The sequence below is a fragment of the Anoxybacillus sp. PDR2 genome, assembly GCF_009834045.1.
Lineage (GTDB): Bacteria > Bacillota > Bacilli > Bacillales > Anoxybacillaceae > Anoxybacteroides > Anoxybacteroides rupiense.
Genome location: NZ_CP047158.1, coordinates 1,874,215 through 1,890,824, shown reverse-complemented (window position 1 = coordinate 1,890,824; position 16,610 = coordinate 1,874,215). Strand labels below are relative to the sequence as shown.

Annotated in this window: 17 protein-coding genes; 16 read left to right on the top strand and 1 reads right to left on the bottom strand. The window is 42.2% G+C overall.

What is annotated here, in order from left to right; translation table 11 throughout:
- Window positions 1-11: 11 nt before the first annotated feature.
- The 3 genes from GRQ40_RS09065 to GRQ40_RS09055 all read left to right on the top strand — a co-directional run bounded on the left by GRQ40_RS09065 (window position 12) and on the right by GRQ40_RS09055 (window position 3,899).
- Window positions 12-1,859 carry an IS1182 family transposase gene (locus GRQ40_RS09065; protein ID WP_236546432.1) on the top strand — a complete coding sequence of 616 codons (1,848 nt, stop codon included), beginning with the start codon at window positions 12-14 and terminating at the stop codon, window positions 1,857-1,859.
- A gap of 182 nt (window positions 1,860-2,041) precedes the next feature.
- Window positions 2,042-3,307, top strand: coding sequence for an MFS transporter (locus GRQ40_RS09060; RefSeq protein ID WP_236546431.1), 1,266 nt, complete (start codon window positions 2,042-2,044; stop codon window positions 3,305-3,307).
- Entirely contained in the window at window positions 3,300-3,899 is a 600-nt protein-coding gene (locus GRQ40_RS09055) for a TetR/AcrR family transcriptional regulator (RefSeq protein WP_080861387.1), read from the top strand. The genes GRQ40_RS09060 and GRQ40_RS09055 overlap by 8 nt, the downstream gene beginning before the upstream one ends.
- A gap of 351 nt (window positions 3,900-4,250) precedes the next feature.
- On the opposite strand, the gene GRQ40_RS09050 is transcribed toward GRQ40_RS09055, so the two are convergent.
- The gene (locus GRQ40_RS09050) at window positions 4,251-6,464 is read right to left on the bottom strand and encodes an MMPL family transporter (protein WP_159719799.1); all 2,214 of its coding nucleotides are present in this window, start codon (window positions 6,462-6,464) and stop codon (window positions 4,251-4,253) included.
- A 126-nt stretch (window positions 6,465-6,590) separates the two neighbouring features.
- Between GRQ40_RS09050 and GRQ40_RS09045 the strand changes: the two genes are divergently transcribed.
- The 13 genes from GRQ40_RS09045 to GRQ40_RS18980 all read left to right on the top strand — a co-directional run bounded on the left by GRQ40_RS09045 (window position 6,591) and on the right by GRQ40_RS18980 (window position 16,593).
- Window positions 6,591-7,205: a TetR/AcrR family transcriptional regulator gene (locus GRQ40_RS09045; protein ID WP_159719798.1), complete on the top strand. Its 615-nt coding sequence runs from the start codon at window positions 6,591-6,593 to the stop codon at window positions 7,203-7,205.
- 46 nt (window positions 7,206-7,251) lie between these two features.
- A complete protein-coding gene (locus tag GRQ40_RS09040; protein WP_066149946.1) occupies window positions 7,252-7,605 on the top strand; it encodes a DUF2200 domain-containing protein in 354 nt (117 codons plus the stop codon).
- Window positions 7,606-8,527: 922 nt separating this feature from the next.
- Complete coding sequence (locus GRQ40_RS09035; RefSeq protein WP_236546430.1) at window positions 8,528-9,052, top strand: sigma-70 family RNA polymerase sigma factor; 525 nt, start codon at window positions 8,528-8,530, stop codon at window positions 9,050-9,052.
- Entirely contained in the window at window positions 9,049-10,113 is a 1,065-nt protein-coding gene (locus GRQ40_RS09030; RefSeq protein ID WP_159719797.1) for an anti-sigma factor, read from the top strand. The genes GRQ40_RS09035 and GRQ40_RS09030 overlap by 4 nt, the downstream gene beginning before the upstream one ends.
- Before the next feature lie 19 nt (window positions 10,114-10,132).
- A complete protein-coding gene (locus tag GRQ40_RS09025) occupies window positions 10,133-10,396 on the top strand; it encodes a hypothetical protein (RefSeq protein ID WP_044741800.1) in 264 nt (87 codons plus the stop codon).
- A gap of 303 nt (window positions 10,397-10,699) precedes the next feature.
- Window positions 10,700-11,047 carry an ArsR/SmtB family transcription factor gene (locus GRQ40_RS09020; protein WP_159719796.1) on the top strand — a complete coding sequence of 116 codons (348 nt, stop codon included), beginning with the start codon at window positions 10,700-10,702 and terminating at the stop codon, window positions 11,045-11,047.
- A 25-nt stretch (window positions 11,048-11,072) separates the two neighbouring features.
- A complete protein-coding gene (gene arsB, locus GRQ40_RS09015; protein ID WP_159719795.1) occupies window positions 11,073-12,134 on the top strand; it encodes an ACR3 family arsenite efflux transporter in 1,062 nt (353 codons plus the stop codon).
- 21 nt (window positions 12,135-12,155) lie between these two features.
- Entirely contained in the window at window positions 12,156-12,578 is a 423-nt protein-coding gene (gene arsC / locus GRQ40_RS09010) for an arsenate reductase (thioredoxin) (RefSeq protein ID WP_159719794.1), read from the top strand.
- A 136-nt stretch (window positions 12,579-12,714) separates the two neighbouring features.
- Complete coding sequence (locus tag GRQ40_RS09005; RefSeq protein ID WP_159719793.1) at window positions 12,715-13,161, top strand: MarR family winged helix-turn-helix transcriptional regulator; 447 nt, start codon at window positions 12,715-12,717, stop codon at window positions 13,159-13,161.
- 81 nt (window positions 13,162-13,242) lie between these two features.
- Window positions 13,243-14,109, top strand: coding sequence for a permease (locus GRQ40_RS09000; protein WP_159719792.1), 867 nt, complete (start codon window positions 13,243-13,245; stop codon window positions 14,107-14,109).
- 118 nt (window positions 14,110-14,227) lie between these two features.
- Entirely contained in the window at window positions 14,228-15,505 is a 1,278-nt protein-coding gene (locus tag GRQ40_RS08995) for an IS110 family RNA-guided transposase (RefSeq protein ID WP_159719187.1), read from the top strand.
- Window positions 15,506-15,894: 389 nt separating this feature from the next.
- Window positions 15,895-16,053, top strand: a complete 159-nt coding sequence (locus GRQ40_RS08990) for a hypothetical protein (protein WP_156450535.1) — start codon at window positions 15,895-15,897, stop codon at window positions 16,051-16,053.
- 369 nt (window positions 16,054-16,422) lie between these two features.
- A complete protein-coding gene (locus GRQ40_RS18980; RefSeq protein WP_159719791.1) occupies window positions 16,423-16,593 on the top strand; it encodes a hypothetical protein in 171 nt (56 codons plus the stop codon).
- The last annotated feature ends 17 nt before the right edge of the window (window positions 16,594-16,610 follow it).

Below are 16,610 nucleotides of genomic sequence, written 5' to 3'. Positions count from 1 at the left end.
GGACGATTTTTATGAGCAATCAAATGATTACTACTGAAAATTATAACACGCAAATGACACTTTTTCCAGAGACAGAGGAAAAAAAGCCCTCTAAAAGACCATTAGCCCCTACTTTTAAACCCTATGACAATCGTCAAACTCAAGTGATTTTTGATATTGAAGCCCTTATACCAGAACATCACGTCGCACGAGTAGTGGACGAAATGGTGGAATCTGTACCAGATGAGCTATTGTTTTCTCATTATAAAGGTGGTGGCAGAAGTTCCTATCATCCCAAAATGATGCTGAAAATCATTCTGTATAGTTATTCCCAAAAGGTTTATTCCTGCCGTGGAATCGAAAAACTCATAAAAGAAAATCTTCCTGCCATATGGTTAGCTGCGATGCAACAACCCGATTTCCGCACGATCAATGAGTTCCGCGGAGAACGGATGAAAGCCTTGATGGATGAGTTATTTGAAGCCATGATTCTAAAATTGATTGAAGAAAAGTACATCACAATGGAAAACTACTTTTTGGATGGCACCAAGATGGAAGCCAACGCCAATAAGTATTCTTTCGTGTGGAAAAAATCAACAGAGAAATGGGAAGCAACATTAAAAGAAAAAATTCAAGAAACACTTGAGTACATTCATGAATTGACACCATTAGAAGCTGGAACGGGAGAAAAGGAAACCGAACAACGTGAAGAGATCACCGAACATCATTTAGAGACAGTCGCTAAGGAGATAGAAGAAAAAGTTGAAACGCTAACAGAGGAAATAGAAAAGGAACCAGAGACAAAGATTCGTAAGGAAAAGCGCCAAGAATGCAGGAAATGGAAAAAACCTTTAAAGCTGATTCGGGAAAATTTCTTACCACGACTAGCTACATACAAGGAACAGAACGAAATCTTTGGCGACCGTAACAGTTATTCCAAAACAGACAAAGACGCAACCTTCATGCGCATGAAAGAAGATCATATGAAAAACGGTCAGCTCAAGCCAGGGTATAACGTGCAAATAGGGACAGAGAATCAGTTTATCTTGTTTTATACGATTCACCAACGACCTACAGACACGCGTTGTTTGATCCCACATTTGGAGAAACTGGCGGCTACTTCTTTACCGATGCCCAAAACCATCATCGCGGATGCAGGATATGGCAGTGAAGAAAACTATGTATATGCGATTGGTGATGAGAAAGAGCCTCGATTGGATTTTCTCATTCCTTATGGATCCTATGTACGAGAACAGACACGCAAAGACAAAAAGGATATCAAAAACGCGAAAAACTGGACCTATTGTGAGCAAGATGATGGTTTTATTTGCCCGAATGGAAGAAAAGTAACGTTTAAAAAATATCAAAACCAAAAGAATCCATCTGGTTATGAACAAAGCTTCAAAATATACGAATGTGAAGATTGTACAGATTGCCCATTAAAAGCGAAATGCACGAAGGCGAAGGGCAATCGTCAAGTTCACTGGAATACCGTCTTCGAAGAAATGAAAGCGAAGGCAAAAACAGCCCTTGAATGTGAAGAGAAAGCCGCCATCTACGCTCGGCGCAAAGTCGAAGTAGAAAGTGTGTTCGGTCACATCAAGGGCAATCGGTCGTTCCGCAGATTTTCTTTGCGGGGCCTCGACAAGGTACATGTCGAGTTTGGGATTGTGGCGTTAGCCCACAACATACTGAAAGTAGCAGGCATCCGCCAGCTACTTTCGAAGAAAAATCGAAAAAATACAAAAGCAAGTGGAGAAAAACGGCTCGTTTTTCTCCACTTGTTTCATTTTAGGGACTTATCAGACAGCCCCATAGTTTTTGGAGAAAAACGATTGAACTTGGTTCTTTATACTGTTTCCATACCGGATATGACGTAGGACTATTTTTTCTTTATTGTGGAATCTCGGCCATCTTTAACATTTTTCCTCATATTCATGATGGCCATGCTTTTGTAAACTTGATGGTTTGAAAACGTTTTTGATAGAATATAGAATGAACGTTCAGTATAATAATAATGTATACCGATCACAGTGACAAAATTGACTTGGAGGAACACAAGATGATGGAATTGGCAACAAGGAACAGAGGAGCCATACTCATCCTTATGTTGAACATTTTTTTGGCTTTTGTCGGTGTTGGCCTGGTTATCCCGATTATGCCGACATACATGAACGTGCTTGGGATTTCTGGAACGGTTGTCGGCTTTCTGGTGGCCGTTTTTTCTTTAACCCAATTTTTGGTGGCGCCTTATGCAGGAAGTTGGTCAGACTTATATGGGAGAAAATGGGTGATTGTGATTGGTATGTTGATTTTTGCCGTTTCCGAATTCATTTTTGGTCTGGCCAATAACGCTCTTCTCCTGTTTCTATCGAGAATGTTGGGCGGTGTGTCAGTCGCCTTCATCATGCCAGCTGTCATGGCGTATGTGGTTGACATTACCTCAGAAGAAGAGCGGGGCACAGGAATGGGCTGGGTCAATGCGGCTATTTCGACTGGTTTTATCATCGGGCCGGCGATCGGCGGATTTTTGGCGGAATACGGTTTGCGAGTACCTTTCTTCGCAGCAGCCAGCGCCGCCGCTGTTGCTGGCGTTGTTTCGACCATTCTTCCTGAATCGCTCGACAAGAGTAAACGCCTTGACATGATGGCGTCTCAAAAGAAACGAACCAATCAGATGGCACAACTCGCTCGGTCTTACCGCACGCCATACTTTACTGGATTGGTGATCATTTTGATCATCTCGCTTGGAATCTCTCAATATGAAACCGTGCTTGGGCTCTTTGTCGATCACAGGTATGGATATACCCCGAGAGAAATTGCCTGGTTGATCATGATCGGCTCCATCATTGGAGCCGTCGCGCAGTTGACGCTCTTTGGACGATTAATCAATTGGATCGGCGAGAAGAAGCTGTCGGCCTATTGTCTATTGTTGATCGTCGTGTTCATGGTGGTGACCCTCTTTTCGTTCCGTTATTGGATGATGGTCACTTCAGTCACTCTTGTCTTTTTGGCAGTTGATTTTGTACGGCCAGCCATCAGCACGTATTTCTCTAGAATCGCAGGCGATGATCAAGGATTTGTGGCTGGAATGAACGCATCGTATACGAGTCTTGGAAATATTGCCGGTCCTTTGCTGGCCGGAGCTTTGTTCGATATTCAAATGAATTCGCCATTTCTAATCGGCAGTCTGATTATGCTGGCTGGTTTTCTGTTGAATTTGTACTGGATTCGCAAGGAGAGGAAAGAGCACCGGTCGGTTCACCAAAGCAACACCAAAACAAAAAACTATCATGATGAAGGTGGCAGGAGGGCATACAATGAATAAAAAGAAGCTGCAGAGCGAACAGACGAAAAAATGCATTGCCGAAGCAGCCATGCAATTGTTTGCCCAAAAAGGATATAAGGGGACATCTATCGAAGATATCGTCGCGGCAACAGGAAAGAGCAAGGGCAATATTTATTATCACTTCGGCAATAAGGAACAGCTGTTTCAATATTTGTTGGATGAATGGGATCGTGATTGGCGGGAGAAGTGGAAGCAAAAAGAGTCGCAGTGGCCGACATTTGCCGAAAAGCTTCTCGGATTGGCAGAGCATATTGTTACAAATGATGTAAATCATCCCTTGACAAACGCGATGGATGAATTTCTCAATAGTGAATGGAACAACAGTGAAGTGCAGGAAAGGGTAACGAAGTTCTATTCCGATCAGATTGCTTTTTTTCAAGAGATGATACAGACAGCGATGGACGACGGAGAGCTACAACAGGATCAAGCGCAGATGTTGGCGGTTATTTTTGGAGCGATGATAATGGGATTGGGGGAAATCTCACGGCGTATCCAGTTTCAAGAGGCATTGAAATTATATCACAAAGCGATTGATGTTTTTTTGCATGGAACGTTGACACGCGATTCCTAAGTGAAAACAAAATCAAATGATGAAATGAACAATGTCAATTGCTTAGAGAACGTCGCTAGCTCCGGCGTTCTCTTTTTGATTCGCACTTTCCCAACAGACCAACCCTCTCGTTCGATGAAGATCCAAACAGGGACTCACAATAAAATTTCCCTTTCCTCTGTTGAAGCGTCCTTTTGTTTTGCATCGGTTTTTCAATAAGGAATAGGTTGAGGAGAGGGACAAGTGGTATAATAGAAACATTCCTGTGCAGAGGCTTGATCAAAAAAGCTCCCTTAGTGTGATGCAGGGGTGTCGGTAGACAAAACCCCGTCATCACACCAAGAGAATTTGATATGCTTTGGATGGCCGATTTTACTTGGCTCGTGTTTTCAACGAAGATTCCTGCTGTTTTGAACGACTCGGCCAAAATGCCATTTTTCCCATAAGCGCCGTCAAGGAAGGCACCAGCAATGCTCGAACGACAAAAGTATCTAAAAGTACGCCAAGAGCCGTGATTAAACCAAATTGAACAAGGACTTGTATAGGCATGGTGATCAATACAGCGAAGGTGGCCGCTAGGATCAGACCTGCTGATGTAATGACACCGCTCGTTTGTGTCACCCCTTCTTTAATGGCTTCTTTTAACGGCATGGTCTTGGCTTTTTTCCAGATACTCGAAATCATAAAAATATTATAATCTTCGCCAAGAGCAATCAAGAAGACGAAAGCATACAGAGGAATGGCTCCTTGAATCGCTGCTACGCCAAATCCGTAATGAAGGATAATCCACCCCATTCCCAAGGCCGCAACATAAGAAAGCAAAACAGTCAATATTAGATTAATCGTCGTTATGAGCGAGCGCAAGTATGCAAAAAGCAAGACCGCGATCAGACCGATCACAAGGGGAATGATCACGTGGCTGTCCCGATCGGTCCATGATTTCACATCATATTGCTCCGCTGTTTGTCCAGCAAGCCAAATAGAAGTGTCATTCTGTACGGCTCCGCTAGTTTCCAGAGCCTCTGCGGCAATGTTGCGCAGCTCCGGAATAACCTTCATCGCTTCTTGTGAATAAGGGTTTGCGTTAAGAACTAGACGGTATAAAGAGTAGGCGGGATCAATGGTGCTGATTTGACGCTCAGCAACCTCATTCACCGCAGGATGTTCCGCCAGAGTTTTGCTTAGATCGGGACCATTTTTGACGATCACGGAAACCGGAGCAAGCTCCCCAGGGGAATAGCTCTCGGCTATGCGTTCAAACCCCTCGCGGGAAGGCATATTTTTCGGGAACGATGACAGCAAATCATACGTAAAGGTTATTTGACTGGCGAATGCGGCCAAAATCCCAAGCGTTATGGTGCAGGCAATGACAACTCTTCGCGGTTTGGTAACGACTAGTTGACCGACAGTTGCACTCAAGGTACGTCTAGCTTTTTTAGGTTTATAATCCTTGCCCTTCTCAACGGCACGCTGCTGCTCTTCTTCTGGTGTCCGAGGAACAAATGGGAAGAAGGCGACGCGTCCGATGATGGCCAGCAACGCCGGCACCAACGTCAGACTGGCAAGCATCATGATCAGAATAGATAAGCTAAACGGCACTGCGAAACGTTCGTATGCACCATATTTAGCTACAAGCAATGCTAGCAAAGCTAGCATCACGGTGAAACCGCTCATGGCTATGGCACCTGAAGCTTCTCGGAAGGTGCGGCGCAGTGCATGAAAACGATTGCTGTCACGCATCAGCTCTTGTCGGAAGCGGGTAATGAAAAATAGACAATAGTCTGTACCAGCGCCGAAAAGAAGGACGGTCATGATCGCAAGGCTTTGAGAGTCGACTACAATCCATCCTTTCTTGGCCATCCAGCCCAATAGGGGACTGGTTACAGCATAAGCGAAGCCAACACCAATTAACGGGATGATCGCTAAGAGAGGAGAACGGTAGATCAAGAGCAAAACGACTAACACTAACAAGATGGTGGCGATCAATAAAACGAAATCAGCATTCAGAAACAAATCGGTAGCATCCACCGCAATGCCTGCGGGACCGCTAATGCGAAGACTCAATTTGTCCGGCGCGTCCATTGTTGTGGTAAAAGGATCGGTACCAGAAGCTTTCTTGATTCTGTCCTGAAGAGCATGTAAACTCTTTTTAAGCTGCTCCGGCTCCATACTCTCATCAAATATGATCGGCTGAACAAGTGTGCTGCCATCCTCAGAAACCATTTGTTTCAAGGCAGGAGGAGGAAACTGATGCAAGGAAAGCAAGCTTTTTTGGCCTTTCAGCGGTTTTTCTTTGAGCTGTTGAGAAATTTCTGCCATCAGATGAAAATCCTGTTCGTTCAAACCGTCAGGCCGATGCCAAACCACTAAAGCAGGGAGCCCTGACTCCCCAGGGAAATACTTTTCCATGACACGAGCCGCCTGTAAAGAGGAACTGTCTTTATGAAGATTGCCGGCGTTGTTTTGTTTTTGATCACCTGCGGCTGGTAAGGAAACCGAGAGAATGATGGACATGGCTACCCAGACAATCAGCGTTGCCCACCGTGTTTTCGGTCCGCTAACCAGCGCTCCGATCGAGTGAAACATATTACTGTCCTTCCTTTCTTTACGCGTTTTGACGCTATTTACGTATCTTTTATGTGGAGATGATATAATTATATATACCAGAAGGTTAATTAATCAAGCTTTATTTTAGAGCGGGAGGGAGCAACTGTGAATCAATCCAGAGAAAAACGTAAACCAGGCCGTCCAAAAGCAACCGAGTCTTCACAAACGATGATACAAATATTGCGGACTGCTTCCGCTTTATTTATGGAATACGGGTTTGAAAAGGTGTCCCTTGAAACCGTAGCTAAAACATGCGGTTTAACCAAAGCAAGTGTTTATTACTATTTCAGTAACAAATCCATGTTATTTACCAAATGTCTGTTGTTTGTGTTAAAGGTTGCACACGATCAAACCGTTGCCATTATGAACGGTCCCGGGACATTGCAGGAACGTCTGCGGGAGGTCGCTATACGCTATATGCAAAATACGTATGTGGATTTTGAAACGATGATGCGTGAAGCCTCGTCGGAGTTATCAGAGGAACAAACTGCAGAAATTCGCAATGCTGAACGGAAGTTGCATGAAGTGCTTGAGCACGCCTTTCAAAAAGCAATGGAAAAGGAGGAGATTGTGCCGTATGATCCTTTCTTGCTTTCCCATCTTTTTGTCGCCATGTTGACCGTTCGCAATCGCCAAGAAGTAATGAATAAGCGCCAAATGGTGGAAGAAGTTGCCTCTGAAATGGTCCGATTGTTGCTTAACGGTCTTTCTCCACGTTAAAAAGAGGATGGTTCTCATATAATAAAAGATAGAAAGGGGAGATATTATGGACAAGCATCGGATTTATACAACAAGTGTCGCCAGTGTCTACCCTCACTATGTGACAAAGGCAGAGAAAAAAGGGCGCACGAAAAAGGAGGTTGATACAATCATTTGTTGGTTGACTGGATACAGCCAGGAAGAGTTAAATACACACTTAGAAAAAAAGACAGACTTTGAAACTTTCTTTACAGAAGCTCCGCACTTGAACCCTTCGCGAACTCTCATCAAAGGTGTGGTCTGCGGTGTCCGGGTGGAAAATATCGAAGAACCCATCATGCGAGAAATTCGCTATTTAGATAAGCTGATTGATGAGCTAGCAAGAGGGAAGGCGATGGAGAAGATTTTACGGAAATCATAATCGAAAACAAGAGCGTGCGTGTGGGGAGGAAGTGACACGAACTTGAAAAACAAGCCCGCGATGGGCATGTTTGGTTGTAGAATTTTACAGAGATTCAAAGACACATGAAACCAAAGTAGACAGTTGACCAAATGGGTGATCGACATTCGTCGATCACCCATAGCTTTTGGAGGAAAACGATTTAGCTTAATGGCTTCTTTATGCTTGACACGTGATCCTTTTCTGTTTTTCTTTGTTCGATGAAAGGGGATTGCGCACATTTCATTTGGTTAGATTTACATTCACGTTATCTTTGTCTGGTTGTCGTCTTTGCCATTCGGACAGATAGATATGTGCATTCTGTTCTTGACTGTGTGTTCTCCGTTAATCCCTCTTCCATTTGATTGCTTCACCAATAAAGATAAACTTGATCGAGTTTTTCAATAAACATCTACAAATAATGTGAACTACTCACCACTTAGCTAAAGCTTGAAGTGGGAGCTTCTCAGTTCCACGACGAAAGCCGCCTTTCGTCTCCTTGAGCGTGACTTCGGGTCGTTCCAACCCTAGATGTCCGACAATTCGGAGTTCTTTTGTACCTTGGATATTTTACGCATGGAAGGATCCGCTTGGTTTTCGCATTTTATTTTCTCCATGCAACCTCCTATATCCAGTTATGAAAGAACGACATAGGTTTATTTTACCACAGGGTCAGACAATTGAACAGGCAAAAGCCTGTCCTTGTCCGAAGTCGATTCATCTCCCACTTTCATCAAGCTTCGCAAGATTTAGAAATGGGAGACTTCTCGACTGAAGAATGTTAAAAATACATATTCATATTCGGTTTCAAGATCACATTCGATGATCGTTCTCCATTTCATAAAAAATTTTGGAAAAACAGAAACATTTTTGTGTTTTATGCGTCTTTTATAGCGGAAGGAGGGTGGAAACCATTGCTAATAAGTGTGAATTTGATCTACTTATGCGCTTATATTCGAAATCCCTTTTTCGGTATCTATACAGATTAACCAATGATTATCATTTAGCGGAGGATCTCCTGCAGGAAACATTTTACAAGGTTTATTTACATTTAAGCACAATGAACGAGGTAGTACAAATAAAATCATGGTTGTACCGGATAGCCTATAACACCTACATCGACCACTACAGAAAAACAAAAAAGATAAAAGCTGTACAGGTTGATGATTTTTATACGTCGTTGAAGCTAGATCCATCACTGGAAACGGAGAATGCGGTCTTGCAGAAATATCAAGAGGAATTAATTTATAAACATTTAGCTACAATGAAAGAACTGCAGCAAAAAGCCATTACGTTAGTCGATATTAAAGGATTTAGCTACAAAGAAGCGGCGGATATGTTAAATGTAAAAATCCCTTATTTAAAAAGCCTTTTGTTTCGGGGCAGACGGGAGTTAGAAAAACGATTGCGTAATGAGGTGAAGGGATGAAAAAAGACGAGCTAAAAGAATTGTTACAGAAATATCAAAATGGGGCATTAAGCAAGGAAGAAGAACGAAAAGTAGAGGAGCTTCTAGAAAACTTTGATGCATACAACGAATTTCTTCATGAGAACCTTTATGAGGAAGGGATGGAGGAAGCGGATCTCGCCAAAATGATGAAAAAGGCCCAACAAAAATTCTTTTTTAGAAATACGCTGCTCGTTTTATCATTTATACTCGTTATTGTTCCGCTATTGACGATGGTTACTGTTATTTATTACGGTTGGGGGCGAGACCACAACAAAGGGAACGAATTTATACGAACTATTAGGACTGCGAGTGAAATGATGGTCCCAAATGTGTACGTGGATTACGATACCGTTGACGACGAAATTAAGCCTTTTACCATGAGCATAACAACCGACAAATATAAAATGTTTGATGATCAAAGAAGTTATATAGGAAAGGATACTTACAAACTATTCCTAGATGATGTGTTTGCTAAAGAATCTAATTATCGACCGATTGGATACTCGAGTCATCACATGGGAATCAACTTTATCCACCCGAAAGCAAAATACTATTTACCTGACGAAAGAACAAAAATTCAGTCTTTTCCGGGTGATTGGCCGCTTGAAATCTATATTTCCTTGGATCAGTCCTACTCCTTAAAAGAAATAAACGAAAAATTTAAAGGATATAACATTACATGGCTTGCATTAGATACAGGAGTTGAGAAACAAATGAAGGATGATTTAGATTTTATGCAAACACCTGTCATTGGCTTTCCGTACAAAAAAGTGCATGTAGATTCTGTATTCAATCGCTCGTTTACTGATTACGAAGAAGTAGTCAAAGGGCTCAAGCTATTAACCAAAAACGAAAAATGGGCAACACAATTAACGGAATATAAAAACTTAAAGATGGCCGAGCGACTGAAATGGGTGAAAAAGAATAAAGAATTGAAGGTTTATGGAATCGCTATAACAGGAACCGCTAAAGATGTATTATCTTTGGAAAAGATGAAGGAAGTTCATGTGATTCGCTTAGGACAGATCTATTGGCCGTAATAAAGGGAGATGATTAAAAATGAAAATGCTATCCATCCATCTGCTCAATACATTAGTCGCTATATTTTTGCTGATTTTGTTAAATGTGCAAGCGATAGTGGATATCCCTGTTTTTCGTATTCGTTATATTTGGATTTCATTGTTTGGAATGCTTATATGTTTGTTTGGATGGGTCAAAAATGATCGATTCTATTCTTATTTAGCCGGCGTTCTTCACCTTATTCTCATCGTTTCTTGCATGGGCATCATTTGGTTTGGTTTAGGAATTCATCCCCATCCATAAGAAAACAAGTCTTACAGATTCACTTCTGCTTACAAAATATATTAGGGGATTTTTTAACATCATCCATTGAGAAGTCTCTCACCTCTAAGCAAAGTGTAGGTGAGGGAGATTCATATAGCGACAGAAGCAAGAAGACTTCTGTCTTTCTGCTTTTTTATGTTAAAAGTATGTTAAAAGTATGTTAAGATTTCTTATCCTCACTTGCTTTATATAAGTATATGCTTATATGATTATATTCAGTGATTGGAGAATGATTTTACGTCTTCTATTTCTACAGCAAGACTTAAAAAGGGAGGAGAGTTGATGAGTGAGACCGCTTGGGAAATCGAAAAAGCAGCGCATATTTTAAAATTGTTAGGCGATAAAACCCGCTTAACCATTGTCGCTATTTTAAAACAGCGGGAATGTTGTGTTTGTGAGCTTCTTGAAGTGTTTAATATGAGCCAGCCATCTGTGAGTCAACATCTTCGTAAGTTGAAGGATGCCGGATTAATCAAAGAGGAGAGAAGGGGACAGTGGATTTACTATTCTCTTCATCCACAAAACAAGGAATATGATTTGATGGAGGCTATTTTACAACATATTCCCGATCAAACCGAGAATATCCGTAGGATCGAAGAAACCAATCATACGCTTCGTTGCGGCTGTTAATCTACATGAAATGAGGAGAGGAAAGATGAATAATACGAAAAGAAAGCGGCTATCGTTCTTGGATCGATACTTAACGCTTTGGATTTTTCTCGCGATGGCAGCGGGAATGGGGATGGGTTTCTTCTTTCCAGACTTTGTAGAGAAGATGAACCGTTTACAGACGGGAACGACATACATTCCAATTGCTGTTGGTTTAATTTTAATGATGTATCCTCCGTTAACTAAAGTTCGTTATGAAGAGATGGGACGCGTATTTAAAGATCTAAAAATATTGGTTTTGTCCCTTATCCAAAATTGGATCATTGGACCAATTTTAATGTTTGTATTGGCCATTGTATTTTTGCCGGATAAGCCTGAATATATGGTCGGACTGATCCTGATTGGCCTGGCTCGTTGTATTGCGATGGTGATCGTCTGGAATGATTTAGCAAAGGGGGATCGAGAGTATGCAGCTGGACTCGTAGCATTTAATTCTGTATTTCAAATGCTCTTTTTCTCGATTTACGCGTATGTGTTTGTAACAATCATTCCAGAATGGCTAGGATTAGAAGGTGTTGGCATTCATATCACGATGATGGAAGTCGCGAAGTCCGTGTTCATTTACTTAGGAATCCCGTTTCTCGGCGGAATGATCACGCGCTTTATCTTGGTACAAGCAAGAGGAAAGCAATGGTACGAAAACGTATTCATTCCAAACATCAGTCCGATTACATTCATTTCACTGTTATATACGATTATCGTCATGTTCTCATTAAAAGGAGAGGTTATTGTCAGCTTGCCATTGGATGTCGTGAGAGTGGCCATTCCATTGCTCATTTACTTTGTGTTGATGTTCTTTGTTTCCTTCTTCTTGGGAAGGAAAATTGGCGCGAGCTACCCTATAACGACAACCCTTGCCTTTACAGCCGGAAGCAATAACTTTGAATTAGCCATTGCCGTCGCTGTTGGTGTATTTGGAATCCATTCGGGCGCAGCCTTTGCAGCTGTTATTGGACCGCTTGTGGAAGTGCCGATTATGATCGCGCTGGTCAACGTGGCACTACGGTTTCAACGAAAATACTTCAAAACAGAATCTGTATCATACTAACAACAAAAGGTGGGGTAAAAATTGCAAGATAAAAAGACCATTTACTTCTTATGTACAGGAAACTCTTGCCGTAGCCAAATGGCCGAAGGATGGGCCAAAAAATACCTTGGTGATGAATGGGACGTTTATAGTGCAGGTATCGAAGCTCACGGACTTAATCCGAGCGCAGTAAAAGCCATGAAAGAAGTAGGAATTGATATTTCTAGCCAAACATCCGACGTCATTGATCCTGAAATTTTAAATCAAGCAGATTTAGTCGTAACATTATGCGGCCATGCAGCCGATCACTGTCCGGTAACACCGCCACATGTGAAGCGCGTACATTGGGGATTTGATGATCCTGCGAAGGCGGAAGGAACCGAGGAAGAAAAATGGTCTGTATTTCAGCGTGTTCGTGATGAAATTGGCGCTCGCATCAAAACATTTTCTGAAACAGGAGAATAACACTGAAAAACAGCCGAGAAGAATCTTCTCGGCTGTTTTTATTGAAGTTGATACAGTCAAAAAGCTGCTTTTTTTAAATGAAAAAATGTTGCAATTTACAAATAAAATGATATAAATAATGATAGAGGTGAAAAAAATGGAAAACATTAGAGAGCTGTTTCAGGTGATGACACGTCGTTTCGGATTGCTGAATAAAAATTGCTGTTCCATTGATCCTATAGATATTTCGCTGGCTCAAAGCCATATTCTTTATGAAATTGATAAGCATCATTCTCCTTCCATGCAGCAAATAGCCGATATATTAGCAATGGATATCACAACATTCAGCAGGCAAATTCAAAATTTAGTGAAAATGGGGCTTGTAAAAAAAGAGCCATCCCCTGAAGATAGACGCGTATACATGCTGTCCTTAACAACCCAAGGAAAGTTTATTGCAACAACCATTGATCGAGAAATCAATCAATATTTAGCCGAGGTATTTTCGCGTATGACTGAATTTGAGAAAGAAACCGTGATTCGTTCGATTAAATTACTGAATGAATGCATGGCGAAATCGAGCGTTTGTTGTAAACCCTTGTTTTAAGGCAAGTCTAATAAGGCTTGCCAATCATTAAAACAAATATTTGTATTTTGCAAATAAAATAAACGCAATGGGGGATTGTCCATGAGTATAGCTGCTCTTCAAGATTTTCTTTATATTATGTTTGAATTGACTCTTTTGTTTTTTAGTATTTCATTCATCATTAACTTTTTAGAAGGCTATATCCCTTATGCCAAAATGACATATTTCTTAACAAAGCATCACCCATTATTAGGAGCAGGGATTGCTATAGCATTTGCTTTTATTACGCCGTTTTGCTCCTGTTCAACGATACCGGTTGTTGTATCACTTCTAAATCAGCAAGTCCGTTTTGGGATTGTAATGGTATTTCTATTTGCTTCGCCTGTGCTAGACCCAACCATATTAACCCTCATGGCGACGATACTTGGAGTAAAAGTAGCGCTTGCTTATACGATAATCACCGCTATCATGTCCATTCTCATTGGTTTTGCACTTGAAAAATTCCGATTCGAACATCAAGTGAAACAGGTCATTGTGAAAGGAGAAATGCGCCTTGGCAAAAAGCGCAACATAAAAGAAGCTCTTCAAGAGACGTTTCAGCTCATGAAAAACGTTTATCCATATTTACTTGTTGGCGCAGGCATTGGGGCCATAATTCATGGAGTGGTGCCGTCCGAATGGATTTCGACCTATATGGGAGGTGATAAATGGTGGCTTGTTCCGCTGGCAGCAATCATCGGAATTCCATTGTATATTCGTCTTTCCACAATGATTCCTATTTCACAAATGTTGCTCGCCAAAGGGATGGCATTGGGACCTATCATGGCGTTGATGATTAGTTCAGCCGGTGCAAGCTTGCCAGAGATTACATTATTGCACAGCATCTTTAACAAGAAGCTTATTGCTGCGTTTATCGGTTCTGTCATAACAATGGCCACATTATCAGGATGGTTATTTTATGTGATATAAGGAGCATTCCTGTTAGAAGTTTTTTCGGGGACTTGAATAAAAAAAGCCCTCTTGGTATGATTCGGGGGTGTCAATCGGATGAATTGACCCCTAATTTGGATACCAAGGAGGACTATACATGAATTCTATCTCAAACAAGAAGATTAATCAAGTCACCGATCAAACGCTCGTCGTTGGCATGGATATCGCGAAAAAGAAGCATTATGCCTGCTTTGTGGATGAGCGAGGGAGGGTGCTAAAAAAATCGTTTCCCGTTCCGCAATCCAGAGAAGGGTTGGAATGGTTGTACCAGTGCATCGTGAAAGCGATGGAGGAATTTGAAAAAACGGAAGTGATCGTTGGCATCGAGCCAACGGGACATTATTGGCTCAATCTCGCTTACTTTCTTGACGAGAAGGGCATCTCTCTCGTGATGACAAACCCGATGCACGTGAAGCGCTCTAAAGAGCTAGACGACAATCTTCCAACCAAGCATGATGCGAAAGACGCGCTCGTCATTGCCCGGTTAGTGAAAGACGGCCGATTCAGCTATCCGCGTACTCTGAAAGGGATGGAGGCCGAACTGCGCGCAGGGGCGACGTTTCGATCCAAACTCGTGAAAGAGCAGGGGGCGGTTCGAAACCAGATGATTCGCTGGCTCGATCGGTATTTTCCGGAATTTACGCAAGTCTTTCCGTCGTTTGGGAAAATGGCGCTCGCTGTGCTGGAACAGACGCCGTTTCCGTCGGATTTAGCAGGGAAAGAGATCGAAGAGGTTCTCCCCCTTTACCGGCAAAGCGAGGGATTACAATCGCCACAAAAGCCGAAAGCGAAGAAGTTGATGGAACTGGCCCAACACTCCATTGGCGTAACGGAAGGACAACAGATGGCCCGTATCGAAATCGCCACACTTGTCCGCTGGTACCGCCAATTGGAGGAAGAAATCGAGGCACTGACCCAGCAACTAACGGAACTTGTGCAAACATCCGTGGAATACGAATGGCTCAAAACGGTTCCGGGCTTAGGGGATGCGACTATCGTGGAACTGTTATCGGAAATCGGGAGTTTTTCCCACTATCAGGATCCGCGCCAATTATTGAAACTTGCGGGCCTGACACTGCGGGAGCATTCCTCCGGCCAACACAAAGGGCAAAAACGGATCTCGAAGCGTGGAAGAAGGCGGTTGCGCGCCCTCCTCTTCCGCGTGATGATGCCGATGATCCGCCACAACGAAGCGTTTCGACAGTTACATGAATATTACACGACACGGCCCGATAATCCGTTGCGCAAGAAGCAATCCATTGTGGTGTTATGCGGGAAATTACTGAAGGTACTGCACGCTGTGTGTACGAAGCACCAGGCGTTCGATGCGAAGCGAATGATGCAGGACATCTTTGGTCTCGAAACGGCGGCTTGATGCCTGCATGCCTTGTGATTCCCTAGACAACAAGGATGACACGGAGAAGCTGGCACGATATCATCCATTCGACCTTGAGTCCCTAAAGGAGCTTCGCCAGCCTCTGCCTGATGACTAGACTGAACGAAGGAATGTAGGCACAAGGATGCCCAGAGACATGGGAGGGTTCGTCATCATCAGCGATGCAGAGATCCAAGGTGCATCCCATACATTTACAACCATTACAACCAAATTAAACCGGTAGTGGCAGCGAAGCGCACCCATCCAATGTCATATATATACAGATTTGAGAAACAAAGTTAGAAAACGTGTCGAAAAAAATTTTTTTGACACCCCTGAAATGGCTACAACCATTGATATATCAACATTTATAGAGGGAGGTATTTTAGATGAACATGTTGAAAGTTCTATTTGGCAAATCCGAAGAAAGCAAAGGTTGTTGCGATATCCAAATTGTTGAAGTGAAAGAAACGGAGAAAAATTTGGACAAAAACAAGCAGATGGATCGGGAATGTTGCTCTCCTGCATCTAGCTGTGAGAGCTGCTAATAGGACAAAAAAGCATTCGAGCAACTCGACTTGAAAATCACCTGAAGAAAATATCAGGAGAGTCGAATGGATAGATTTAGAGTGTGCCATGTCATCCAGAAGGAATAATACAAAACAGATAGAGCCATGGTAGGTAAGATTTACAGGAGCTAATGTAAAAGAGATCCTTCTTTTTTATCTACATCGCTTATTTAAAATATAGAACTATGTGCTAAATAATAAAAAACAACTAGCCAAACACCAACTATTAGAAATGGGGGAGTTACATAAAAAAAATAGTTCCTGTGATTTGTGGGTTAAGTCTTATAGTGGGAAAATATTCAGCAGCCTACACGTGTTGAAGCCGCTCAAATCAAGGCATTTAACGACGTGAATTCGGCTTATTGGGCTTTTGAGGAAATTCAATATCTGTTGAATCAAGGGATTGCAGAAGTCCTAAAGGGAAACAGCCATTGTCCAAATGAGAATATTACACGGGCAAAAGCCGCTAGAATGCTCGTTAAAGCCTTAAAACTAAATATCAACAATCCCGAAGTATAAGGATGTTCATTTCCCTG